17 protein-coding genes are annotated in these 24,459 nt (G+C 36.1%); 6 read left to right on the forward strand and 11 right to left on the reverse strand.

Annotated features, from left to right (window positions below):
* Positions 1-3: 3 nt before the first annotated feature.
* The 4 genes from L323_RS27625 to L323_RS27640 form a co-directional block, all read right to left on the reverse strand.
* The gene (locus L323_RS27625) at positions 4-1,956 is read right to left on the reverse strand and encodes a cyclic peptide export ABC transporter (RefSeq protein ID WP_020814879.1); all 1,953 of its coding nucleotides are present in this window, start codon (positions 1,954-1,956) and stop codon (positions 4-6) included.
* A 231-nt stretch (positions 1,957-2,187) separates the two neighbouring features.
* On the reverse strand, positions 2,188-3,570 hold the full coding sequence (locus L323_RS27630) for a stalk domain-containing protein (RefSeq protein WP_020814880.1): 1,383 nt from the start codon (positions 3,568-3,570) through the stop codon (positions 2,188-2,190).
* Positions 3,571-3,599: 29 nt separating this feature from the next.
* Positions 3,600-6,401 (reverse strand): stalk domain-containing protein, encoded by a 2,802-nt coding sequence (locus L323_RS27635; protein WP_020814881.1) that lies wholly within the window; start codon positions 6,399-6,401, stop codon positions 3,600-3,602.
* A 100-nt stretch (positions 6,402-6,501) separates the two neighbouring features.
* On the reverse strand, positions 6,502-7,605 hold the full coding sequence (locus L323_RS27640) for a hypothetical protein (RefSeq protein WP_020814882.1): 1,104 nt from the start codon (positions 7,603-7,605) through the stop codon (positions 6,502-6,504).
* A gap of 338 nt (positions 7,606-7,943) precedes the next feature.
* Between L323_RS27640 and L323_RS27645 the strand changes: the two genes are divergently transcribed.
* From L323_RS27645 to L323_RS27655, 3 genes are all read left to right on the forward strand, one after another.
* Positions 7,944-9,560, forward strand: a complete 1,617-nt coding sequence (locus tag L323_RS27645) for a cellulase family glycosylhydrolase (protein WP_020814883.1) — start codon at positions 7,944-7,946, stop codon at positions 9,558-9,560.
* A gap of 138 nt (positions 9,561-9,698) precedes the next feature.
* Positions 9,699-10,109, forward strand: a complete 411-nt coding sequence (locus tag L323_RS27650) for a toll/interleukin-1 receptor domain-containing protein (protein WP_020814884.1) — start codon at positions 9,699-9,701, stop codon at positions 10,107-10,109.
* 9 nt (positions 10,110-10,118) lie between these two features.
* Positions 10,119-10,559, forward strand: coding sequence for a DUF4231 domain-containing protein (locus L323_RS27655; protein ID WP_020814885.1), 441 nt, complete (start codon positions 10,119-10,121; stop codon positions 10,557-10,559).
* A 7-nt stretch (positions 10,560-10,566) separates the two neighbouring features.
* Here L323_RS27655 and L323_RS27660 read toward each other — a convergent pair whose 3' ends face one another.
* Complete coding sequence (locus L323_RS27660) at positions 10,567-10,845, reverse strand: hypothetical protein (protein WP_020814886.1); 279 nt, start codon at positions 10,843-10,845, stop codon at positions 10,567-10,569.
* Positions 10,846-11,123: 278 nt separating this feature from the next.
* On the opposite strand from L323_RS27660, the gene L323_RS27665 reads away from it, so the two are divergent.
* The 3 genes from L323_RS27665 to L323_RS27675 are packed head-to-tail and all read left to right on the forward strand — an operon-like array spanning position 11,124 to position 15,246.
* A complete protein-coding gene (locus L323_RS27665; RefSeq protein ID WP_020814887.1) occupies positions 11,124-13,379 on the forward strand; it encodes an ATP-binding cassette domain-containing protein in 2,256 nt (751 codons plus the stop codon).
* A complete protein-coding gene (locus tag L323_RS27670) occupies positions 13,376-14,305 on the forward strand; it encodes a serine hydrolase domain-containing protein (protein ID WP_020814888.1) in 930 nt (309 codons plus the stop codon). Before L323_RS27665 ends, L323_RS27670 begins: the two co-directional genes overlap by 4 nt.
* Before the next feature lie 38 nt (positions 14,306-14,343).
* The gene (locus L323_RS27675; RefSeq protein ID WP_020814889.1) at positions 14,344-15,246 is read left to right on the forward strand and encodes an alpha-hydroxy acid oxidase; all 903 of its coding nucleotides are present in this window, start codon (positions 14,344-14,346) and stop codon (positions 15,244-15,246) included.
* A 340-nt stretch (positions 15,247-15,586) separates the two neighbouring features.
* Here the strand turns inward: L323_RS27675 and L323_RS27680 are convergent, their stop codons facing one another.
* From L323_RS27680 to L323_RS27705, 6 genes are all read right to left on the reverse strand, one after another.
* Entirely contained in the window at positions 15,587-16,078 is a 492-nt protein-coding gene (locus tag L323_RS27680) for a pyridoxamine 5'-phosphate oxidase (RefSeq protein ID WP_020814890.1), read from the reverse strand.
* Positions 16,079-16,138: 60 nt separating this feature from the next.
* Positions 16,139-16,741 (reverse strand): DUF6273 domain-containing protein, encoded by a 603-nt coding sequence (locus L323_RS27685; RefSeq protein ID WP_020814891.1) that lies wholly within the window; start codon positions 16,739-16,741, stop codon positions 16,139-16,141.
* A 542-nt stretch (positions 16,742-17,283) separates the two neighbouring features.
* Complete coding sequence (locus L323_RS27690; RefSeq protein ID WP_020814892.1) at positions 17,284-19,809, reverse strand: hypothetical protein; 2,526 nt, start codon at positions 19,807-19,809, stop codon at positions 17,284-17,286.
* Positions 19,810-19,836: 27 nt separating this feature from the next.
* Positions 19,837-22,641, reverse strand: coding sequence for a hypothetical protein (locus tag L323_RS27695; protein ID WP_020814893.1), 2,805 nt, complete (start codon positions 22,639-22,641; stop codon positions 19,837-19,839).
* 186 nt (positions 22,642-22,827) lie between these two features.
* A complete protein-coding gene (locus tag L323_RS27700; protein ID WP_020814894.1) occupies positions 22,828-23,640 on the reverse strand; it encodes an ABC transporter permease in 813 nt (270 codons plus the stop codon).
* Between the two features lie 7 nt (positions 23,641-23,647).
* Complete coding sequence (locus L323_RS27705; protein WP_020814895.1) at positions 23,648-24,457, reverse strand: ABC transporter permease; 810 nt, start codon at positions 24,455-24,457, stop codon at positions 23,648-23,650.
* Positions 24,458-24,459: the final 2 nt, after the last annotated feature.

A 24,459-nucleotide genomic window follows, 5' to 3' on the forward strand; every position in this document is an offset into this window, starting at 1 on the left:
CCATTACACATTAACCGAGATAATACTGCTGACTATCTTTCCCATGTCCATTTTGATTATTTTATCCGCATCATCAAAGTATTTATCATCATGGGTTATTGCTATTACGGCTTTTCCTCTTGCTTTCAGCTCCGGAAGAAGTGTTTTGTAAAAGAACTTTCTGAATTCAGGGTCCTGATCGGAAGCCCATTCATCAAACAGATATGCCGGACGATCCTCCAGGTAGCTTACCAAAAGGGCAAGTCTTTTTCTTTGTCCTGAAGATAGCTTGAGTGTACTGAATTCCCCGTCCTTTATTTCAACCTTGCTGTCTATTCCAAGAATATTAAGATATCTTTCTATGTCTTTAAGCTTGTCCTTGTATTCAATTCCGTATAGCTTTTCGAAAAGATGATAATCACTGTAAATTGATGAAAAATATGCTCCCAGTTCTCTTGAATTTACTCTTTTACCGTTAACCAGCACCTGTCCTTCATCCGGCAGATACAGTCCGGTCAGGAGTTTCGCAAGAGTTGACTTCCCACTGCCGTTGCCCCCCATAATAAAAACTATTTCTCCGAATTTAAAAGTATAATCAATAGGGCCAACTTCAAATGATTCCCCGTTTTCATTTTTGTAGGCAAACTTGACACCTCTGAATTCAATTGTGAGGTTTTCTTCGGCGTTTTCAATCTCAGAATCCCTGTAATCCTCATCTGCTGAAATGCTGTTGGCAAAGCTGTTTATTCTTTTCCAGCTTACTACCACTCTCATACATGTGGGAATAACAGCAAAGAGTGATTCTTTTATTATTCCTCCCATATACAAGAGTACGAGTATAAAGTTTTGTAAAGTTGAAATTTGTATGTCAAAAAGTATTGGAAACGTAAATACAATAGCACCGATTACCCCTGTATAAAGAATTTCTCCCAGAATGGTAACGTTTGTAAATTTATAGTCACCTGCTATTCTAGTGTCACGATAAGACACACAACTGTCCTCGATGTCACGTCTGAACCCCATACGTTTTCTTGCATTGATATAAAGCTCTTTAAAACCCTCTACAAGGTCGTTTATGTTTTTAAAGAAAGTGTTCTGATAGTTTCTGTTCTGTTCAAAGAATTTTTGAGCACCGGATACGGCTAGCTGGAATATGACTATTGTTACAATAAGCACAATCAGGAAGAACAGAGTTCCTCTTTTATCAAGAATTGCAAGATATACAAAGCAGGTTATCAGTGTTATAACTCCTGTTATACCCGAAACCAGATGTCCTACAAAATTACCGATTGTTTCAGTATCATTATTTAATGCTGCATAAATACTGCCGTCTTCAAGAGATGAAATTTTTACATATGGAGCTTTTAATATTTTGTCTATTATCTGGATACGCTTTTCGTATATGATATTATTGGTAACAGAAATGAGTTTTTTCCGTACAATCATTGCTGCTACTGTAAAAAGTAGTATACCGCATATAAAAAATATGTATAGTTTACTTTCTATAAGAGTCCATTTTTCTAAGCCCCCTGCCAGAATTCCAAGTCCTCTGTTTATTATAAAAACAACTATAGAATTTCCGATTCCGCTGATTATGCTAAGAGATATTACCATGAAGTATGGCTTGTCATTTGGTTTATAAAAAAATGAAGTTAATATAAAATATATGTACATGATAGAAATTACAAAGCTTAAACAAATTATAACTTTTTCAACGTTATCAGGGCCTACCTTCTCCAAACTATTCCATGTCAACCCAAAAAAGAGAATTTCAGGTATATTATAAAGGCAATAACCCATAAATCCCATAAATACAAGAGACATTACAAAATTAAATAGTCCTTTAATTCCCCCGCCCTTAAAATACCTTTGTCTACATACAATTTCTTTTGTAGAAATAACAATATAGAATATCGTTATTAAGGACACAACGGCTGAAATACATAAAATTGCCAAAAACATGCCGTCACTTATCATTAAACTCCTACACCCCCTGATGTAATAACACTTTCATATAACCGCCAAAAGTGCCATTCATATCCTTTATTATTTATGTTCCTCCGATATGGTTAGAATAGGTGTGGTGTTAATTAGAAGGAGTTTAATGATTTGGCGGAACACAATATAAATACTTATATTATTATATAAGCAGGGGGTTAGTTTTTTATGGAATTATTAATGAATGTTTTATGAAAGTTTTATGAAAGATTAATGAATTATGGATTTTAATTCCATATTAATCTTTTTATTGAAAACGGGGTATTCGTCAGGTGTGTAAATTTTCAGGCTTTCGGTATATTCCTCAATTGCTCTCAAGACATATTCATGTTTGTTGTTGGCTAAGCTTGACAATACCTTGTAAATATCACCCAGATATTTGTGTATTTGAGCGTATTCCAGTGGGTAGCTCTCTACGGTCATTACAGTCAGTGCTTTTTTATACGCACTTTCAGCATTGTTAGCGTTTTTTTCTTTGTCAGTAATCAAGGATAAGGATTTGCAGACATTGCCCAGATTATATTGCAGTAATGCCCATATTTCTTCATTCTCCTCTTTGTTCACTTTTTTTATGAGTATTAGGTATTTATTCTGTGCTTTGATAAAACTATCAACAGCCATTTGTTTTTTTCCAAGGGAATAATAAACCATACCCGTATTATAGTCGGTTAAAGCACTCTCTATACAAGTATCGTCCAAACAGCCGGACTTTTGTATTTCAGCATAAATATCTGAAGCAGCCGTCAAATCAGCTTTTTTTCCCGCTGCCTCCCATGAATTGAAATATGCATTTGCAAGATTGTTCAAGGTAATAAAATAGTTTTTGCTTCGTTTATCAGATGAATAAATTCTAAGTGCATTAGTGTAGGCCGATATGGCATTTCGGCTGTTATTTTGAGCATCTCTGAATTCGGCTAGAATATTGTAGGCATTACCCATGTTATTCATTACCTGACAGTATATATTGGGATTCTCTTTCTCAGATATGTTTTCTAAAATGTTTTTGTATTTTGTAATAGCTTCTTGGGGCTTTTTTGCACTTAATAGCTTGTCGGCATCATCTATCTGGTCATATACTACATCAATTCCATATGGTTCAAATATGTTGACTATCATGCCATCTCCGGCAATTATAATATTTCCCTGACCGCTGACTTTTACGTTTCCGGTATCTATGTTTGAAAGTACTATCAGGTTTTCCTTCCTGTCCCACCTGACTTTTGTTCCGAATTCCTGAGCTATAAACCTACTGCTTACATATGATATACCTTTTATAACAACAGAAGGATTTTTTTGAAAAACTGCAGTTCCATTAAGTGTTGCGATATTACTGCCTATTTTTATTACAAGTGCACTTTCTCCTTTAAGTGCCTGCACCGTCTTGTTCTTTGAATCCCAGGTTACTTTCCATCCAAGTGCTTCAAGTACAGGCTTTATCGGTATAAAGGGTTCTTTTTTTATTATTATGGGCTTTGCTTCAAAATCAAAAGAGGGAGTTTGTACTGTTTTTGTATTTTCGGCATATGCTCTTACAGCGCCTATCTCCATAACAATAAGAAAAGTAATTATTAATAGCAACAGCTTTCCCCTCACAGTAACACTCCCCTTTTTCATCTCCACTGCTATTTGTTTAAATCTTTTTTAATCTGCGTTATGTAGACTTTTATTTGTTCCAAGTCAGCATCATTTTTAATATAATTTATAGCTGCATTAAAATATCCTAGTGCCTTTGTCAGATTTTCCTGCTTGTCTTTAACATTCGATATGTCTAGAAAGCAAATACCCAATTGTTTTTGGATTTTGGCGTACATTGCAGGATTATCTTTCTCCTGTATCATGGTTTCGGCCCTCTGATAGGCTTCTATTGCACTTGTAAGGTTTTCTTCCCTGTCCTTGAACTTAGATAAAGCATAATACATATATCCGAGATCCGCATTAATTCCCGGATCACTTACAAAACCATTTTCATCAGTGAAGTAACTTTTCAGTTCCTGATAAATCTCTTGTGATTTCTTTAATATATCTTCTGAGCCCTTTAGTTGCGCTAACTTAACATATAATGCGGCCTGATTGGCTCTGACCTGTATATATTCGCCGGAGTTTTCTTCCAAAGTATACACTTTTAATGCTTCCTGACATGCCTCAAGGCCCTGGTTAATTATGTCTTCGGAGGGGCTTGCCTCGGCAATTGCAGTACATACATACCCTATGCAATATTGAGAAAAGGCATAGTCTAAGGGGTATTTATCTAAGGTGTAGACCTTCAGAGATTCCTCGTAACTGTCCCGGGTTTTTGCCAGATTTTCTACCGTGTCCTTGATCTCAGACATTGCCCAATATGCTGACCCCATATTTATTACTGTATCTGCATACCGTATTGGGTACTTGTCAAATGTATATACCTTTAATGCTTCCAGAGAGGCTTGTATGGATTTATTTATAATTTCTTCGTCATCCAGTACATCTCCCAAATTCATATAGGTATATGCCAGATTGCATTGTATTAAAGCGTAACTCATAGGCTGCTTTTCAAATGTATTCACCTTCAGAGCATCATCGTACGCGTCTATAGATTTATATAAATTATCCATCTTAAAGGTTAATGAGTACAAAGCTCTGTAAGCGTTTCCCAAGCTGTTCTTTATGTCTGCGTAATACATGGGATACTTCTCAAATGTAATTATATTTAATGCCTCGGTATACATTTCAACAGCTTTTAAGGTATTTCCCTCCCTGTCATCTACTTCACCAAGGCTTTTGTAGCAGGTTCCCAAATAATAAGTATTTAATGAGTAATCTAGCGGATACTTGTTGGAAGTATAAACTTTCAAGGTTTCCTTGTATGCACTTATTGCCTTTAAAAGATTGGCCCTTTTTGAGCTAAGAATTGAGAGTTTGTAATAGACTGTTCCAAGCCTGTTCTGTGCATCTGCATAATTTAAAGGATACGTCCCTATTGTGAGAACCTTCAGGCTTTCATTGCAGGCCGCCGCTGCCTTTGTAAGATTTTCACCGGAATCTCTTACCTCTGAAAGCTTGACATAAGCATAGCTAAGGCACATATTGGTTACGGCATAGTTAACAGCGTTCTTTTCCGGGGTAATAACCTTTAATGCTTCGTTATATGCTTTAATGGCTTTTAGGCTGTTTTCTTCACGGTCTCTGATATCAGCTAACTTACCATAGCACTGACCTATATTGTTTTGTACATATCCGTATTCGTTGGGATATGTGTCGATACTGCACACTTTCAAAACCTCATTGAATTCCTCAAATGCCTTTGATATATTTTTTTCTGGTTCTGACAGCATCCCCAATCCCGTATAAATCAATCCCAAAGTATTGTGTAATTTTATATTTGTCTGGATGTTTTTTTCAGGTGTAAAGAACTTTAAAGCCTCATTGCAGTATTCGATTGCAGTTTCAAGATTTTTTTGACGGTCTTTAACACCAGCCAGCACTAAATAAGCAGAACCTAGATTGTTTTGTATTCGGGCATACTCCTGCGGGTATGCATCCGGACTGTATACTTTCAGGGCTTGGGCATATGAGTCCAGAGCTTTTGATATGTTTTTTTCAGTATCTCTTACCTGTGCCAGAATAACATAAGAATAAGCCAATCCATTCCGGGCTGCCGCATATACAATAGTGTTTTTTTCAGGAGTACTGACTTTAAGCGCCGCCTCGTAAGCCATAACCGCTTTTTTTGCATTGTCTTCCTCGTCAATAATAACGGCAAGCCTATTGTATGCATTACCAATGTTTACCTTAGTTCTCCCGTATTCCTCAGGATTTTGCGTGCTTGAAATATTCTCAAGAACTGTTTCATACATGCCTATAGCTCCGGTATAGTTATTACTTTCCAGAAGCTTATCGGCATCATTTATGATATCGTTGATTTCGTTAACTCCGTATTTGTTTGTTATGTTTACCAGAATATTATTTCCTACAGCTATTACACATTCGTTAGAATTTTCAACATCTATATTTATATTATTTTTGGAGCCGGATATGTATAAGGTATTTTCATTGCTTTTCCATTTAACAATTTTGTTTAGTCCTCTTTCAATTACCTGAACAGGTACATATAACCTTTGCTGGTATAAATATGAGGCTGAACCGAAAGTAATTTTCTTGCCTTCTGCTGTTATATCCCTGCTGCCAACCTTGGACGAAAGCAGTTTACGATTTTTTATTGCTGTGGCTGTTTTTGTGTTTTTATCCCAGCTTACATCATATCCGAACAAGGTCATTGTCTCTCTGAAAGGCACAAACAGCTGATTATTCACAAGTTGAAGAGGCATGGCAAATTCTATGTGTTCATTGTCAATTCTGATATTAATCTTATCCGAATTAGCCCCTACGAAATTTATCTGCGCTATAATAATTAACGCAAACGTCAGTATTCCTAAAATTTTTTTCATGAACATCCCTCCGGCATTTTATTTTTACTTTCTTTCTCATACTTTTTTAAATACATTACTGTCCTGGAGGTATAAATTTTGCTGTTTAAATTGTGAATTTTTATTTTCCGCTTGTATCGGTGGCTTCAGCTGAAGATTCCGCTGTCCCTGCTTTTGAGTGAGAAGGCTCTGAAGCCTCCTTGCTTTCGTTGTTACTAATTATTATGTTGTTGCCTACTCCGATGTTTAAGTCGGAACTTCCGGATATGTTTATATTTATATCGTTATTTTGTTGATCGGTTTGAGTTTTTATATTATTATTTGTTTCCGGTCTGTTTATAGTTTTATCCTTTGATTTATCCACATAAGCAGGACTTTTTTTCTGCTTCTTATTATCGTTTTCCCGGCTTTCGGTTGTCTTCTTTTCATCGGACTTTTTTGCCGGCACTACATTCTCTGCTTTTGCCGAAGCATCTCCCGGACCTGCTTTTGCAGGGTCATTAACCTGATATGTTGATTGAGAGGATTGAGTCTGGTTTATGTCGGATGCTACTTTTTTATTGTTGCTGCCTGCCTGAATAAATGTATAGCTTAAAATAGCAACAACAACAATTACGGTTAAAATGCTTCTTGCTTCTATAAATTTTTTTGCATTCCCCAGTTTGCTTTTGGGTATCAGATTGATTTTACTGTTTTTTAGTACAGGATTTTTCTTAGTACCTGTACTTTCCTGATTACTTTTATTTTTAAGTAGCTCCAGATCAAACCTTACAATTCCTTTATAGCCCCCCTCTAATCCTTTTTCCAGATCCAGATCGTATTCATCGCCACTGCTGAGCTTATCGGTGAATCCATTACTTGTGTTTACATCCGGTACATCATATGACCAGGAAGTACATACATTTAAAGATTCTTCGATAAATTCACCAAAATCTTTTATTTCAATAAGCATTTCTTTTATTTCTTCTGTAATAGAAGAGCAGTCAATTATCGCTAGTATTTCTTTTCTGATCATTTTACGCTGAACTTCACTTGATTCTTTTACTGCAAACTCTACAATTCTGGATATATCTTCTGATTTAATCTCTGCTTTGTTATTTTTCCATTTAGATATTATGGAAACTTCTTTAAGTAAATATCTATCTGCTAGTATATTGGCATTTTTTTTTGTTATTTTAAACAAAATACCCAGTATGTTTTTAAGATTAAAATAATTATCCTCCATACTATACTCCTATAGGGTTTTCCTTGGAATTTTATTAAACTCAATACATTTATTATTATTTTACCATAAATTATCTAGTATTGTAATCATATTACATGTACTTTAGCAGCAAACGACACAAAAAGATATTTTGTTGTATATATGTTGATTATATGGTATTATTTGTATGACTTTTAGTTTAGTCCATGGAGGTGATAGGTGGATTTAAAGTAAAATTAAAGGTTCCTGGAAGTACTTTTCTCATTTATTTATTCCAATTCACAACTTTCATTCCCTTAAATATTTAATCTCCAAAAGAGAAATGTATTAGTATTTTATTTTATTTGGGAGGAAAAAGTATGAAAAAAACAATTAGTGTATTTCTTGTATTAATAATGCTTTTGACTTTATTAATACCGTCAGTTACAAAGGTTTCAGCAGCAGAACCCGGAGTATCAGACCCCGGCGATGATTGGCTGCATGTTGAAGGTACAAATATTGTAGACAAGTACGGCAACAAGGTATGGATTACAGGCGCTAACTGGTTTGGCTTTAATTGCCGTGAAAGAATGCTTTTGGATTCATATCACAGTAATATTGTTGCCGATATCGAAATGGTTGCAGACAAAGGAATTAACGTTGTCAGAATGCCAATTGCAACAGACCTGCTATATGCATGGAGTAAAGGTGAATACCCTGCTTCTACGGATACAAGCTACAATAATGCTGATCTGGCAGGCTTGAACAGCTTCCAACTGTTTAATTTTATGCTTGAAAACTTCAAAAGGGTTGGTATCAAGGTTATTCTTGACGTACATAGTGCCGAAACTGACAATATGGGACATACCTACCCGCTATGGTATAACGGCACCATAACAGAGGATGTCTTCAAGGCTGCGTGGGTTTGGGTTGCTGACCATTATAAAAACGATGATACTATTATTGGTTTTGATTTGAAAAATGAGCCCCACACAAATACCGGTACTTTGAAAATGAAATCTCAAAGTGCTATCTGGGATGACTCAGCACATGCAAACAACTGGAAAAGAGTAGCACAAGAAACGGCTCTTGCTATAATGAAGGTTCATCCTAATGCATTGATTTTTGTTGAAGGCGTTGAAATGTACCCTAAAGATGGTTTATGGGATGATGAATCCTTCGATACAAGTCCATGGACAGGCACCAATGATTACTACGGTAACTGGTGGGGCGGCAACCTGAGAGGTGTAAAGGATCATCCTATTAATCTGGGCGCTTATCAGAAGCAGCTTGTATATTCACCACATGACTACGGCCCGATGGTTTATGAGCAGGAGTGGTTCAAAGGTGATTTCCCAACTTGTGATGACACCACAGCAAAAAAAATACTTTATGATAAGTGTTGGAAGGACAATTGGGCTTATATCATGGAAAACGGAACAGCCCCTCTGCTTATAGGTGAATGGGGAGGTCTCACTGAAGGAGAAGACAAACTTCTGGAGGCCAATAAGAAATATCTCAGATGTATGAGGGATTATATTTTAGAAAACAAGTACAAGCTACACCATACTTTCTGGTGTATAAATATTGACTCAGCGGATACAGGTGGACTTTTAACTCGTGGGGAAGGAACTGCTTTCCCCGGTGGAAGAGACCTTAAATGGAATGACAATAAGTACGACAACTACTTATATCCTGTACTATGGAAAAACAGCGAAGGAAAGTTTATCGGTCTGGATCACAAAATTCCTCTTGGAAAAAATGGCGTATTGCTGGGCAGTCCGGATCAGCCAACCATAAAATATGGAGATGTTAATAAAGACGGACAAATCGATGCACTTGATGTTATTGCATTGAAATCATATATTTTGGGTATAAATCAGAATATTGACACACAGGCAGCGGACCTTAACAAAGACACCTCAATAGATGCTTTGGATATGCAGATTTTAAAAAGGTATCTTCTAGGTCAGGTGGCTCAATTGCCTTTGGGTTAAAAAAGAAGAAATCAGCTATTAAGCAAAGGGAAGTCCTAAAAAGACTTCCCTTTGTTGCATTTCAAACCTGAAAAGAATGTTTTCAATAGTACAGGCATACAATGTACTAATATCAAACAAACATTTGAGGGGATGAAAATGGTAAAGGTATTTTTATCATGCAGCAGTCACGACCAAACATATATTAAATATATAATAGATGACTTGCTAACACTGCCTGAAAAATATAAACTGTTTTACTTTTTACCTCCTTACAAAAAGGACATCCCCATTGATAATATCCTTGAAAGATTGTATGAAATTGATTTATTTATTTTGTTCATAACAAATAATTCACTTAACAGCCAGTTTGTACAGCGTGAACTGAAACAGGCAATTTATTTAAATAATTTAAACAGAATAAAAGAAATATGCCCTATTTCATTGGATAACAGTATTGATGTATTTCAGGATAGCCGAATACCTGAATATATTAAAAACCGTATTCATTTATCAGAATCACCTTTAAAAACAGTGCAAATAGTAAGGAATTTTATATTAAATTATTAGGTAAACGATATGAATGATAAAAATAGATTTTACGCTAAAAATTATTTATACAGAAACCTTAATTATTACGATAAAAAGGCAGCCTCCAACAAAAAGCTGTACAATCTCTTTGTTATACTGGACATAGTTATTTCAGCCTTTATCCCTTTTACTGCCTTATTTAATGATGTGTTTTTTCAGACCAAATATATTGTTGCCCTGATGGGTTCATTTATTACTATTTTGTCTGCTTTTAAGACAAGTTTCGGGTTGCACAAGAAGTGGGTTGAATACCGTACAACGGCTGAAATTCTGGAATATCACAAACGTCTTTATTTAACTGAATCAGCTCCCTATAACAAGTCAAACAAACATGAGCTGCTGATTTCGAATGTCAATTCTATAGTTGAAAAGGAGAATCGGACGTGGAGATCTGCTGAACTTAGCATAAAAAAGCCTTCGAGAAATTAATTATCAATCAAATATTCAATATTGTATAGGTCTTTAAAAAGATTTCCCTTTTACATGGATATCTCTCTCCGTCAACCCCTGTTATAATATAGTCTCCCTTGCTGATGTAATGCTTTCCTTCCAGCGTAATTATAAACGGAATCTCGTTACAAGTATCAGGGTTTACATAATTTTCCGTATCCAGTCCTGCATTAATGGCTGTTTGTATGTCGTCAAAACCGTCTTCCAACCCTCGACTGTATTCAATTGCTTCAATTGGTATAGGGTTTTTAATATATTTTGCCAAAATAGATTCACCTCATGCATATTATCGCTCATTACGATATTTTTTATTCAAATTCACCATAGTCCTCAATACATAATATGTAAAAAAGTATAAAATGCTATACTTGATTAAAATTGTTCAATATTCTTTACTTTATGTTTATGTTAAAATTATCATATATTTTTATGGCGGGGTGAATCTCAATTAACGATTATATTGAAATCAAAAACGCAAGAATACATAATCTTAAAGGAATAGATATAAAAATTCCTAAAAACAAACTGACTGTTATAACAGGAGTGTCAGGCAGCGGAAAATCCAGTCTGGCCTTTGATACCCTTTACGAAGAAGGAAAACGCCGATACCTCATGTTTTCCGGTACACAGTTTATGATTGACAGTACACCGACCTTTGACAGCATAACAGGGCTTTCCCCCACTGTTGCAGTGGAACAGAGAATTATCAGGCAATCAAATCCGCGCAGTACCGTCGGTACTCGTACAAAAATCGGCAACATCCTTGCCATGTTGTTTGCGGCTTACGGAACAAGGGACAGTAGATATGACGACGGTCTTCCCCTGTCTATGGAGATGTTCCAGAAAAATTCTCCAAAGGGAATGTGCGTTAAATGTCTGGGTTCAGGGACAGTAAAAAAAGTAGATGAAGATAAATTGTTCGGAGACTTGTCTTTAAAGGTTGCAGATGTGTGTCTAGGGTTAGGCAAACGTGGAAGCACCAAGAAAATGCTGGACAGCTTTTACAAACATCATAATATATCCCCGGAGCAAAAACTATCCTCTCTTTCAGATGAGCAGTTATTCTGCTTGAAATACGGAGACAGCGGAAAGTCCTCTTTTATGGGATTTATTCCGTGGATATTTCATGTTACAAACGGTGCATTTTCAACCAATAGCCGTCTTTCGTATTTACTCACCGAAGCAGGATACATGACAAAATCCTCCTGTCCGAAATGTGGCGGTACAGGACTTGGAGTACATGCGTCCAGCACTACTGTAGACGGTAAAACTGTTTCAGAACTCGAAAATATGTACATTAAAGACCTGTTTGATTTTCTGCGTAATGCTCCTATAAAAAGATCCCCTCTACTTAATGAGATACTAAGCAAGCTTTCTTGTATGGTTGACGTGGGACTTCACCACCTCTCCCTTTCCCGCCCGGTACCAACCCTGTCCGGCGGTGAAATACAAAGACTGTTTCTGGCATCATACATTATTGCTGAAATGGACAGCATCATATTTGCTTTTGACGAACCCACAATTGGTCTGCATGAAGTGGAAAAAGAAAAGCTGATTTCTATAATAAGAAACCTTGTGAACCGTGGTAACACGGTAATAGCCGTAGAGCATGACGAAAACTTCATGCGTTGTGCCGATTATATTATTGACCTTGGCCCACTTGCGGGAATTAACGGCGGAGAACGTATTTTCCAAGGCAGCTTTGATGAATTTCTGGAGTGTAACAATTCAAATACTGCACCATATTTAAGGAATGACAGCCTTCTAAATATAAAACAAACCTACAGAACAGTTAATTATGACAAAATACTCAAAATTGAAAACGCAAATATTCATAACCTTCAGAACGTGACTGTTACCATTCCATTGGGCTTAATGGTGGGTGTTGCAGGAGTATCCGGCAGCGGAAAATCAAGCATTATTTCAGATACACTCGTTCCTAAATTAAAGGATTTACTAAATGACAAATTTGTTGGGAACGAAGACGAGGATAGTGAAGGAATTTCGGAGGATAATTCTGTCATACGCGGATGGGAACAAATAAAAAAATGTTTGGTTATAGACCAAAAGCCTATCGGTAGGAGCCGCACATCATGTCCTGCTACTTATACAGGAGTATTTGACCGTATCCGTACTTTATTTTCAAAGGAAAGCGGTTCGTCTGCCGGACTTTTTACCGTAAATTCAGAAGGTGGCTGCAAAGTTTGCAAAGGCGACGGTGAAGTACATTATCATGTGGGATTTGGGAATTTTATTGATTCTGAATGTGAAGCTTGCGGAGGGACAGGCTTTATACCCGAAGCTCTTGAAGTAACTCTTGACGGTAAAAATATTAGGGATATCCTGACCCTTACAGTAGATGAGGCTGTAGTATTTTTTAAAGGCAGAGACAAACAGATAGATAAAATACTTGCTACTCTCCAAAGGGTAGGTATGGGCTATATTACCTTAGGGCAAAAGACACCAACCATATCCGGAGGTGAAAGTCAGCGTATAAAGCTGGCAAAGGAGCTTTCAAAGGGACAATCAGCCAAGGATTCTGTTTATGTGCTGGATGAACCTACAACGGGCTTGTCCTTTCACGATAGTGTAAGGCTTATGAAGCTGATGGAGGAACTTGCAGACAAAGGTAATACCGTCATTGTAACTGAACATGACCCCTATATATTGTCTAACTGTGATTACATAATTGAAATGGGACCGGGAGGTGGCAGTGACGGCGGAAAACTGATTGCAGAAGGCTCTCCCCATGCTTTGAAAAACAACCAAAACTCCATAATAGGAAGGTATTTGAAATGAATAACGAGTTGTCAGAATATATAGATAATTATATAAGGCAAAAACAGTACAGACTTGTAAACAGTATCCTTCTGTATAGGGATGGCCAGCCGGTTATGGAAAGATATTATAATAATTACGGTAAGAGTAGCCGTAATAATATAAAATCCATCTGGAAGAGCATTTTATCTATTTGCGCAGGTATATGTCTTGATAAGGGTTACATAAAAAGTCTTGATGAACCTGTCGCAAATTATTTAAGTGAATTTGCTGCCAACAATCATCCTTATCATAAGCTGATTACCATAAGACACCTTCTGACCATGTCCTCAGGCATTTACTGGAACGGTGGAATTCATTATCACTGCCCCATGCTTGAGCAGCTCTGGCGTTCTGATAATTGTCTCGAACACTTGTCTGACATAGCAATGGCAAATTTACCGGGAACAAAATTCGTTTACAAGGAATGGGATGTTATTTTACTGTCTGCGGTCATTTCCAAGGCAGCAAATATGGATACCTACGAATTTTGTAAGTCTTATTTGTATGAGCCTCTTGGAATAACAAGCGGTGAATGGGCAAAATTGCCCGGAGGTATAAATTATAGTATAGACAGAAATTTGAATATTGAGGCTCAATCCGACTTATCAGCCAATGATTTGGCTAAGCTTGGTTTCCTGCTTTTAAATAAAGGTAATAGGATTTTAAGTGAAAGTTATTTAAATCAGGCCGTTTCACCTTCTCCGAATACGCCGGAATACGGCTGTCTTTTCTGGCTTTTTGAAGGCGGTTTTTCATGCAGGGGTTACGGAGGTCAGGAGATAAATGTAGTCCCCGGCAAAAATATTGTATATGTTATTCAGGCAACTCCTACAAGCCGCAGCAAAAGCTACGGAGATGTATTCAGGGTATGTATGGATTTCATGGACAAGGGCAGTATATTGTAGTAAACTGCAAATAAAATAATTACAGGTGGAGGTTTAAGATGAAACAAAATATACAACCTAATTACAGAGCAGGTGATTCAGATGAAATCACACGCCAGTACTTTGACTCACTTTTGATTGAAATGCGGCACATTGATTCGGTAATACCGTCTACTGCATTTGAACTTTACGGAGAGAAATTTTCTACACCAATTATGACCGCTGCATTGTCCCATCTCAATAACAACCGTGCCAACGGAATGATAGAAATGGCAAAGGGGGCCAAAGCTGCAAACGCAGTTATGTGGACAGGTATGGGGGATGAAGCTGAGCTGGAAGCAATAACAGTCACCGGTGCCAAAACCATTAAAATTATTAAGCCTCATTCTGATAACAATACTATATTTAAGAGAATTGAACATGCGGAGAAATGCGGTGTACTTGCCCTTGGTATGGATATCGATCATTCCTTTAACAGTAAAGGGGAATTTGACAATGTTTTGGGTCTTCCAATGTCGGGTAAAACCCTTGATGAAATCAAAGAATTTGTTAAGGCTACAAAGTTGCCTTTTATAATCAAAGGTGTACTTAGTGAAAAGGATACATATAAATGCCTTGAAGCAGGTGTTAAGGGTATAGTAATCTCTCACCATCACGGAATTATGGATTATGCAGTTCCTCCCCTTATGGTGCTGCCCAAGATTGCAAAAGTCGTAAACCGCAGTATACCAATTTTCGTCGATTGCGGTGTTGCCAGCGGTATAGACGTATTTAAGGCATTGGCCCTTGGTGCTGATGCAGTTTCCGTTGGTCGTACGTTAATTCCTCACCTGAATAAGGACGGAGCTGACGGGGTGCAGAAAATAATTCAAGAAATGAACGTAGAACTTGCAGGTGTAATGGCAAGGACATGTTCAAAGGACATTGTCTCCATTGATGCTTCAGTGATTTTGCAAAGATAAGGAAAAAGGGGCTGTTGCAAAACAGAAAGTTTTTCTAATTTAACAAAGGTACTCCCGTATAAAATTATATCAATGATTGCTTCCAAGATATTTGCAAGAGTTTTCTAGCGGCTCATCTTAGGATATTTTACCGTCGATCACATTCATCGTCCATGATTCATTGTTTCGCTAAAACCTACATCGTGTAGGTTTTCCGGTAAAATATCCGTGTTCGCCGATAAACAACTGCAAATATCTTTAACCAAGCTTCCATTGATACAATTTATACTCTTTAGTACAGGTTAAGAAAGATAAAAATTATTTTTGTAACAGCCCCTTCAGATTGTTGACTTATGCCTATTTACCTGATCTTCCCTTCTTCAGTCTCTACCTTATTCACAAAGTCCATATTATAACGCACAGCACCGTGGTCTTTAATTACGGTACACCTTGTAATGCAGATTGCCAAAATAACACAGTTTTCATTCTGTTCATCATTTGTGTGGTCGTACCATTCTGCAAATGTTTTACGAAGTTTAGTCCTTAGCTGAGCATTTTTCGGGTCTAAAACCCATCCGAGGTTTTCGCCAATTCCATTTCCTGAAAACCACTCGGAGCAAACCGAAAATGCAACCTCTTTGTTTTGAGCTATCTGCTGCATTTTTGCCGATGTGGCCCAAGTAGTAACATAAAACACGCCATCTTCATAATAAGCGTCCACATCACGGACATATGGACGAGGTTTTCCTTCAGTGTTTGGTTCCATTGTGATGGTTGAGAGAGAGATGACATTGTCTTTTCCGTTGCCGCATCTTTCCTCAATTAATTTTAATCCTTCTTCGTACCTGTTCAATTTTAACTCCTCCTACTATTAAATTTTTCATCATTAAAGCATGATGAATTAGTCAACACATTACAGCTTAAGCCACAAAGCGGGACGAACACCGCCGGTACATTTGCCATCGCTGATATTGCCCTTCAATATATTGTTGCCTTGGATACCTATATTACCGTCAGTCCCGTGGATGTACACAGCCTTTACGTTAACACGACCGGGCGACCGAAGCCACCACCACCAACCCCATTCTGTACCCTGAAGTCTTGCTATTCGCTTGCTGTTGTTTTCATCTTTTCTTTCAAACCAATATCTCTGATTTTTTCCCGGGTTATACAGTTTTGAAAGGCTATTACCGAAATATTTGCAAACTTCCTCAACGCTTAATAAAAATATACTGTCTTGGGTATCTGCTCCGCCCTTTGAACCATACCACTGATTGTCAGGATTATTATTTAATACCGGATTTATTCTTGATTTATCAGTTGCGGTGAATTTGTCATAAAATTCACCGTTCAGATATTTTCTTAACGAGCAGTCAGCCCATGTTATATCTTTATAAGCGTCGTGGTAAGCACGCTGTTCTATAATATATTCGGTTATAATCAAAGCCGTATTGTTTTTTATGTCAAGTACTCGCCAATCGTAACTGCCAAATGATATTCTATCTCCTACTTGCATATTTAACCCCATACTAATATAAATTTTCCGTGTTTTACAATATTCGACATATATTTAATTGCATTATAGCACAGCTAGTCTGGCGAAGCTACCAAAATATTTAATCACTCACCTGAATAAAGACGCAGCTGACGGGGTGCAGAAAATAATTCAAGAAATGAACGTAGAACTTGCAGGTGTAATGGCAAGGACATGTTCAAAGGACATTGCCTCCATTGATGCTTCTGTGATTTGGAATACATAAAGAAAAGGGGGGGTGTAAAACAGAAAGTTTTTCTGTTTTAACACCGGTACTCCCGTATAATTATATCAATGATTGCTTCCAAGATATTTGCAAGAGTTTTCTAGCGGCTCATCTTAGGATATTTTACCGTCGATCACATTCATCGTCCATGATTCATTGTTTCGCTAAAACCTACATCGTGTAGATTTTCGGGTAAAATATCCGTGTTCGCTGATAAACAACTGAAAATATATTTAACCAAGCTTCCATTGCTACAATTTATACTCTTTAGTACAGGTTAAGAACGAACTTTTTGTTTCTAAAAAACCTGCTCAATCCCTAGATTTCTGATATTATCCAACCATCGGTATACCATCTCAGGTTTATATCTATCTCTTCCATTTTCATCAACACTTTTTTCCAATGCATAGGCAAGCAGTGCATATTCGTTTTCCAACATTGTATCGAAAACGCCCTGATCGTCAGTATTGATTGAAACTGATATCAGAGGGCTTTCATTTATCTTTTCATTATCAGTTTCAAGTCCCAAATTATTGAACCTGATAATCGGGTGTTGGTCGTATTTTTTAATTGTTCCTATCAGATAATTTGAAGATGGATTTGTTTCTATAGCTATTCCCTTTCTGGAGATATCCACCATCATTTTATTCTGTATTTCAGTAACTAGATTTACGTATTCCTTATTTACTTTGAAATCCGTTTGCCTGTTCCCCAATTCTCTTACTTTTTTGTCAAAATGATAAGCGAAATATAACCCGTTAAACTTTGTATTTTCCCTTATACTGTCCGGAATTCTCCTATTTACTTCGTAGTATTCTGATTGAAGTAACGGCTGTTCTATATAATTGAGATACCCTTTTAACTCAGCTGCGGATTTACAATATATATCAGGCTTGTCACCTCTTAATTTCCATGCACAATAGTAGTCATGTGCAGATATGTTTTCGCCGAGACCTGCAATATGTCCATAAACTGCTTTAAAGTAATCATAAAAAGTGTTTTCCAGCCATGAGGTTAATGAATAGCTCAGATTTAAACCAAATTCCTTTGATTTTTCCAACATCCATGCAGTATCATCAATTATGTCCAACATACTTAGAACAAGATTATAATTTTTTAGCTCGTAATAGTCCTGAGGGTTAATTCCCAATGCAAGAGCATGTCCCAATCTACTCCCTCTTTTCAGATTGCAGAATAATATAGCCTCATCTATTGCCCTAAGACCGTCCACAATATCAAGGAAGTCCTCTCCAACGTGGTAGGTAGCACTGAGCTTGACAGGTTCAGTGGACTCATCTACCACGGATTTTTTAATAATATTAAAATTTGCCAGATACCTGAAGCTTTGGGCGAACACCTCCGGCCTGCAGCCGATTTCATGGGTACATGCATCAATCCCCTTTACTCTGTATCTGGTTTTACCATCGGTTTCTAAAAGCTGAACAATTGATTTTGTCCATGTTTCAACCTTTTTTCTCATTTTTGAGTTTCTTGGGGTATAGTCTACAAATTTGCCCGTATCGGGAAGTTTTGGGAAATGCAGAACAAAAAAATGCTTTGGTTTTGTTTTTAATTTTAATTTATTTTTTTCCTTAGCATGACCGTCAATCTCCCGAATCGCTTTTATATTAGCCATTCCATCCTTTTTGGGACAAATCCTGGCTTCCAGAGAAACTACATTTTGGCTTTTGATAGTAGAATTAATTGCCATTCTTATCAGTTCGTGTTTATATTGCTTGAACCCTTCAATAAAAATTTCCTTTCTATCCTGATAAAGACAGAAGTTCTTAAATCCCAATCTTTCGTTAACCTGTATCAATTCACTTCTAAAAAGATTTTTAATAATCAGATAAATATAAAAGCAATCCTTCTGAAAATCATTGAATTTATTTTGAAAAACCCATAAAAAGCACTCGTAAAGGAACTTTCTTTCTCCTGCCAATACTTTGTTATCATTACTATTTAATCTGATGTCGTTTTTTTCTAAAGCATAATCTAAATACCCATGTTCAGTCTGAAAACCATACTCTGCCTTCAAGCTGTTTATCTCCCTCTGCAGCTCTGCAACCCACATTACATCCAAATCTCCAGCTTTAAATGCATCTTCCAATTGGGGGGATGTCTTGTTGTATTTGATACAATTAAACAAGTATAGCCTGATAAATGCAGCAGTCATACATTCGCTATAAAGAGATTTTTTTATAATAGAATCAGTTTCAACAAACAGCTTTGAATCCATGTAACTATCTATTTGCCTGAAATCCTTCTGTCTGTTGGCTATGTAATTCATTATAGATGCCCAGTTCAAAGCGAATATTTGCGTTGACCCGTTCAAATGAAAATGATTTTCAGCTATTCCTTTTTTCAGAATATTGTGAAGTCTTTTGTTGTCTGTTTTAATTATGGGACTCCATGCAAAGAATTCGGTTCTTTGGTTAAATAGTGTATCAATCTTTGCAAGATAGGCAGAAGTAAACAGGTCTTGTCCAAGCTTAAAGGATATATCCCTCCATCTGAGAATCTGTTCATATACACATTGTGGCTCACTTTCATCATATGTAAGGAATTTTCCTGCAACATCCGCAACGAAGCCAAAAACCCCGTAATCCTCGCTGAGCTTGACATCGAGAAAATCATAAATATTTTCTGTTTCATTAATGGTGTAGTGGGGAAAAACACTTGCAGAGTATTCACAAAATACCTTTTTGGATATTCTAGAATAACTGTTTTTTCGCTGTGGATTTCCGTTTACTATTTCATTTAGAAAATATGAATTAGGTATTCTTTTAAATAATACCTCCAGGCAACCTCTTTCTATATCCATAAAAGCAACATCCTCCGTGTATTACTGCTATCTATCTAAATTGCCAATTAGACTCAACATTTTATATGCAACAGACATATACCTTTCTCTTAAATCTTGAATTCTAGCCACCCTTACTCCATAATCTTCAATCTTATCAGTAAATACACAATTCACATATATTTCACGAATTTCATTTATGCTGTCTGGGTCAAATCTAGTTTGTTTGACATAGTTGTAATATGCTACTACTCTTGCTAAAACAAGGGTTTGATTTTTAAGTTGTTTTAGCTTTGCATTGCTCATATCTGGCGTGATATTAAGTTTATAGATCTCTTTAGAATTTAAAACTTTGTCTATCTCTTGATATGAAACTTCGAGATTAAATGATTCATTTTCTTTTAGCAAATTAGGGGAAAAATCATTTACCTTATTTTGTTTATCATTTTTCAGTTCATTTTTTATATCAACCTTTTTAGGATACTTTAAATTGTAACATTTAACAAAACTATTCATCAAATCTATTTTCCAACTGTCGTCTGTAAATAGTTTGTTGTGTTCTCCATTTTTTGTGATATTAAGATATTGATTTTCTTTTAAAGATTCATCTAGTCTTTTGATAAAATGTCTTAAATATGTCTTGTCAAATGCTGTTGACCTATAATTCATTTTCTCCGTAGAATATTGGAGTACATATTCATTAAGTTCCATGTTAATTACTATTTTTTGAAGTAAGCTGAGGTTAACACATTTCTCAAACTGGTCAAACCAGTCTATATGCGTAAATTTAATGAAATTAAAACCACTTCTAACCTTTAAATATTCTGTATCTAAAAATGATATAAATAAATTATCTATGCATAATTCAGCATTTTTGCGTCCAAGATAATTGTCTGCAATTAAATTATTTTTATATAATACCTGGTTAAAAATTTCTTTCTCGTAGACTTTTAATGCATCTTCATAGGTTTCTGTATTCGACATTTTTTCAATCAGGCCTTTATCAACTTCAGGGAACCTTGCCCAGAAAGCTAAAATAACCATTTGTTTAATTTCTTGATCATTGTATATCTTGTTTTGTGAAAAGTAACCATTTTTAGGGTAAATTTCACCCAAAAATTCATCAGCTGTGAATAAAAATTTTGCCCTGTCACCTCTTAGTGCATTTGTAACCCTGCTTCCCCACAGACTGTCGCCAACAAACCTGTAGATATTGTTAGGGCAGAGTTTTCTTTCTTCTGCCTCTTTAAGACAAATCTTATGCATTGTCAAAGTATAGATGGTCTTAATGGTAAAAACCAGATTAATGGTCTGGGTATTTATATATCTTGTTGAGAGGATATACAGTATATCAAAAACATCCCCCAGTGAATAGCTCATGTGATTTGTATTCTGCTTTGAATACTTATCTCTCAAATCAGCTAATGTAGTGTTGAGTTGGTTAACATTATTTTTGGGGTCTACAGTATAGACTTTGTGGTTTTCAATAACATCCATTACCTTGACGCACAGCAGCCTGTGCTTTTCAAAGTCACTTACCGAAAGCAGCTCATTTATCATTTCCATATTCCCATCATCCAGATTATCAGGTATCCAAGTATGAAGAAAATAGTCTTCAAAAAGCAGGATATTACTTAGCTGTATTTCTCTTTTTGACTCTCCTTCTTTTATATCCTCCATTTTTCCTAAGACAGATAAAAGATTCACTACACCTCTTAGTGTATTTGGTATTAACCTATGAACCCCATTCTGGGGCTTGATGAAAACCAATTCTGTTTTATCATATATATAGCCAAGAATTCTTTCTTCAATCCCTTTACGGTTGTCTTTATCAAGAATATTCTCCAATGAACCTCTTTTATGGTAAACAAGTTCTACCGAATCATTACCGCTTTGTGATATTGCCCGGATTTCTGGAAGTGATATTTTCCTTCCGTCAGGAATAAGCTTCTCAACATACTTTGCAGCCATATTAATAAACTCATTATCCGAAAGCGGGTTCTGCCTGTTCATTAGTGTGGAAAACTGCTTTCTGAATTCCATCTCAACGCACTTTTTCAGTTGGTCTATGTTAATGGCCATTATTATTAATACATTTGGCAAAACCAGATATTTTCTTATCTGTTCGGTAATTTTGTAAGCATACTTAATATTTATATCAAGGTCATCAATAGGAATTATGAGGAAACTTTTACAGTTTCCCTCAGTCATTATGCTCAGGTATGATTTGATTAGTTTTTGGAGTATTTTATGTAAATTCGTACTATCCCCAATTTGAGCTATCTTCTGAATACTACCTTCATAATCATATTCAAGTTCTTCCAGCTTTTTAGGATTTCTAATAAGGCAGAGGCTTTCATATGTCTTCTGAAAAAGTTCATTAATTTCATTCTTTTTGTCACGTGAAATACTAGTATTATCTTTTTTATATTTTGTGGAAAAGTTGTTATACATTCTCGCAATTACTACCTCAAGAATGTTGTGCATATCTTCAAAGGTTGAAGGGTCAACTGTTTCAAGAGAAATGAAGTTATATTTTTTTGTGTTAGTTTTAAATGCTTCTATTTTAGACACATTTTCCAGATAATGTGTAAAAGATAACATGGCACTGCTCTTTCCCTGTCCACGTTCTCCAGTAAAAGCAATTATGTTATTCAAATAATTGTCTTGGGATTTATCATCATTTATATTATCAGTGGCAGTAACTATTTCCTCAACTCTGGCTGTCGCCTGTATGTACGCATCCCCGAATATATCACCTGCAAATGCATTGGAATTACCTTCACTTGGGATTTCACGAATTTTGATTTTAAATTCATTCCCCTTTTCAACCTCTATCGTTTTCGGTGTCATTATAAATTCTCCTTTAACATATTTACACAATTCCCTAATTAATACATATTTGAATATAATTATTTTAACATGTTTTTGTAAGTTTCTTAACAATTTTGGAATAATTTATAATAATTAGGTATAAAAATACCGACCCAACTTTTAAAAAAGTTGACCCGGTAAATATCCACTCCATTTATAAATATCTTAGCTACTTGCACTTGAGTAATTTCTGATTGCAACCTTCCATAAGAGACGTACCAATACAAAAGCTACAACCGGAGCAATTAGTCCCCATGCAAAATATAGCGGGCTCATTTTATCAAGAATAAAAAGAGCAGGAAAGTTTGTTACCACAAAGATAGGAATTACAAAAATTCCGATTCTTTGGAACCATTTGTTAAAAACTACCATAGGTACATTATTTATATCCCAGAAGGAATTAAATGTCTCACCTATTGCACTGGTATTAATAAACCAGAAGGTTAAAATCTGAGGAATAAGAAAAAGTGAATACCCTATAGCAACACCGCAGGCAATAAACATTGCGTAGCCAAGAATCTGAAGTATCGTCAGGGAAAGCTTCATCCTGATTACTCCCAAAGCTACAAGAATAATACCGGCTGTAACATCAGTCACAAACAAACCCATATCTGAGCGGCGTAAGGTTGCAATAAACTGGACTGAAACAGGTTTAACCATGTAAAAATCCAGCATTCCCTCCCTCACTAAAGTACGCATACTCATAAAATTGACCATGAACAGACCCGCATGGAAGCCTGTCAAAATTATAAATGTCCCCGCAAAAACCAAAAGCTGATTTGGAGTAAAACCGTTTATATTGGCACCTGAACGGAAAATTACTATAACATAAAGAAGCTTTACAAAGAGGTAGCCGATTTCCATAGCTATTCCGGAAAAGAAATTAACTCTGTATTCCATCTGTGCCATTATATTGTTTTTTACAAAAATCCAATATACAATAATATGCTTTTTTATAACTTTAAGAATTCTGTCCATTTCAGCTTTAGCCCCCCACCGCTATGTACTTCTTTGACCCTATGAGCCAGAATATATTGGCCAGCAGTGCAATGCACAATATCCACCCGACCTGTATACACAGGCCCCTTGCTATTCCCCAACCCATAATTTGGGAATTTAAAACATCAACAGGAAAGTTTATAGTATACTTAAACGGCATCAAATCCAGTACTGACACCACTTTCGAGCCAAAAATACTAAGCGGAAAAATACCCCCGCTTAAAGTAATAATTATTATCCGTACTGCCTCAAAAATAAAGCCGATTTCATTCAGCCAGAAGCAAAGGGTGCTTACGCAAAAGAAAATTAAAAAATTAAGGCACAGAGATAATATCAAAGAAATAGTAAATGCAGCCATTGCCTGCCCTGTAATGACAACACCAAGTGAAAACTTCAGCACTAAAATAGAAGTAATGAACAGAATTATCATTACAACAAGGTTTACAACCTTTTGCCCCAAAAAGCAGCATAGCTTATGGCTAAAATACCCTATTGGACGAACAATAAATTTGTTCAGCCCTCCGTTTTTTATATCATCATTTATTTCAGCTTCAAAATCAGTTCTGACAAACCGGGATACCAGCTGAGCTATAACCGTGTATTGGATAATCTGAGCGAAAGAATATCCAAAGACTACTGAATTGCCGGAATTTTTATAGACAGATATCCACAGAAAGGTTTGTATGAAAATAGGAACTATTGCAGCAAGTATGCTTAAGAAAAAGTTCGCACGGTACTCCATTGCATTCTGCATTCCAATTTGAAATGAAAACAGATATTTGTTAGATGATCTCATTA

The organism is Ruminiclostridium papyrosolvens C7 (assembly GCF_000421965.1).
Lineage (GTDB): Bacteria > Bacillota > Clostridia > Acetivibrionales > DSM-1351 > Ruminiclostridium > Ruminiclostridium papyrosolvens_A.

Bases quoted from the DNA above. Each gene is read 5' to 3' on its own strand.
- L323_RS27625 (WP_020814879.1), bottom strand. From the start codon at position 1,956: ATGATAAGTGACGGCATGTTTTTGGCAATTTTATGTATTTCAGCCGTT.
- L323_RS27635 (WP_020814881.1), bottom strand. From the start codon at position 6,401: ATGAAAAAAATTTTAGGAATACTGACGTTTGCGTTAATTATTATAGCG.
- L323_RS27640 (WP_020814882.1), bottom strand. From the start codon at position 7,605: ATGGAGGATAATTATTTTAATCTTAAAAACATACTGGGTATTTTGTTT.
- L323_RS27645 (WP_020814883.1), top strand. From the start codon at position 7,944: ATGAAAAAAACAATTAGTGTATTTCTTGTATTAATAATGCTTTTGACT.
- L323_RS27650 (WP_020814884.1), top strand. From the start codon at position 9,699: ATGGTAAAGGTATTTTTATCATGCAGCAGTCACGACCAAACATATATT.
- L323_RS27655 (WP_020814885.1), top strand. From the start codon at position 10,119: ATGAATGATAAAAATAGATTTTACGCTAAAAATTATTTATACAGAAAC.
- L323_RS27670 (WP_020814888.1), top strand. From the start codon at position 13,376: ATGAATAACGAGTTGTCAGAATATATAGATAATTATATAAGGCAAAAA.
- L323_RS27675 (WP_020814889.1), top strand. From the start codon at position 14,344: ATGAAACAAAATATACAACCTAATTACAGAGCAGGTGATTCAGATGAA.
- L323_RS27685 (WP_020814891.1), bottom strand. From the start codon at position 16,741: ATGCAAGTAGGAGATAGAATATCATTTGGCAGTTACGATTGGCGAGTA.
- L323_RS27690 (WP_020814892.1), bottom strand. From the start codon at position 19,809: ATGGATATAGAAAGAGGTTGCCTGGAGGTATTATTTAAAAGAATACCT.
- L323_RS27695 (WP_020814893.1), bottom strand. From the start codon at position 22,641: ATGACACCGAAAACGATAGAGGTTGAAAAGGGGAATGAATTTAAAATC.
- L323_RS27700 (WP_020814894.1), bottom strand. From the start codon at position 23,640: ATGGACAGAATTCTTAAAGTTATAAAAAAGCATATTATTGTATATTGG.
- L323_RS27705 (WP_020814895.1), bottom strand. From the start codon at position 24,457: ATGAGATCATCTAACAAATATCTGTTTTCATTTCAAATTGGAATGCAG.